The 1,545-nt window shown below is 62.5% G+C and carries 1 protein-coding gene; it reads right to left on the bottom strand.

Annotated elements, in window-relative coordinates; translation table 11 throughout:
* A partial coding sequence (locus DM816_RS41825; protein WP_170318945.1) for a COR domain-containing protein occupies nt 1-1,545 on the bottom strand: 1,545 nt, incomplete at both ends.

Here is a 1,545-nt window from a genome sequence, read left to right as displayed (position 1 = left end):
CTAGAAGGTTGTGTGGGTAGGCAGCGCGGACAGTGACGGTGATGTGATTGCCTTCCATAGTGAGCAGGGCACGACCGTGTAGCCCGTTGTCCAAAAGTAGGCCGTGTTGCCAGTGCACGCTCCGGTGGTGGTCTTTGACGCCGAGCGACAGGGTGTGGAACCGCACGGTCAGCCGGTACATCAACCCGTCCCGCGCATCAGCCCGGCGGCTGACCCTGTCGCGGATCAAGCAGATTTGGCTTTGTTGCGGCAGGTCCGGCTCATATCCCTGCCATGCGTCGTCCAGATGCGCCGGTGGGAGACTTCCGACCAGCTGAGCGATTAGCATCATCTCCGGTTCACCCGCGCGGGTGGCTACCCGGTAGGCGATGTCGAAACCGGCCATGAGATGACGGAACGCGGCGTGCAGGTGGGGTGGGTAGCGTTCGTCGTCCGGGCGGTCCGGGGCGGTCCAGATCTGGGCCATCCGTTCCAGGGTGATCAGGCCGTGGTTGTCGCGGGTGTGCTGGTCGGCGATGACATGGCTGATCGCTTTGCTCAGCCAGTCCGGTTTGAAGATCACCAGGTCTGCTTGGGACTGCTCGTCGAAGAAGATCCAATTACCCAGCGCGTGAGCGTTACGCGCCAGCGATTTCGCCGAGGTGGCGCTTAAGCCTGCCCGGTCGGCCCGTTTCAGGAATGCCGGATAGGGCAGGTAGGCCAAACTTTCCTCCCGAATGGATTCGCGTAGATCATGCCAGGCGCGTGGGTACTGGCGGCGGACGTGTGGCAACTTGTTGACCGTGGCGGCGATCTCGGCTTTGAGTTTGTCCACATCGGCGGGATTGCGGCTGTCGATGTGGTGGAAGTTAACGATCATTCCGTCGAAGTCGTGGTACATCCTGGCCTGGTCGATGATCGCCGGATGTGGCTCGTTGGCGTGTGTGGCCACCACATGCACCTTCGCACCGTCGCCGGCACGGGCGCGGATCGTTTTGAGCCATTCGACGACCGCGCACTGTTGCACGCCTAGCCGGGGCACCCACAACAGCAGATACACGGCTGGGGCGGTGAAGTACAGCTGGTGGGTGGGCTTGTACCACTCCTGCCCGCCGAAATCCCACACGTTCAATGTGATCTTGGATTCGTTATGCGTCACGGGTATCTGTGTGATCTCTACACCGTGTGTGGTATCACGGCCATCGACCCACGCGTTGCCGCCCATCGCCTCCCGCAGGCTGGTCTTCCCCACCTTGCCTTCCCCGACCAGCACCAGCTTCGCCTCGGTGACAGATACCGGATCCCGTTGTAACAGTTGCAGAAACCTGGTCAGTTCTTCCCCGCCGTCTTCGTACGCGGCCATGATCTCCGGAGGCAGGCGATTACCGTCTAGCCGCAACACCCCAGGCTGCAGACGTCCAAGCTCGGCCGGCACCGCCGTGAGCTGATTGCCATGCAGGGACAGCTCGGTGAGGGAGGTCAGGTTGCCCAGCTCGGCCGGCACCGCCGTGAGCTGATTGCCGGACAGGTACAGCGTGGTGAGCGAGGTCAGGTTGCCCAGCTCGG

Origin of the sequence: Allorhizocola rhizosphaerae, assembly GCF_003426775.1 — a bacterium.
Lineage (GTDB): Bacteria > Actinomycetota > Actinomycetes > Mycobacteriales > Micromonosporaceae > Allorhizocola > Allorhizocola rhizosphaerae.
This window is presented reverse-complemented; position numbering and strand designations above follow the sequence as displayed.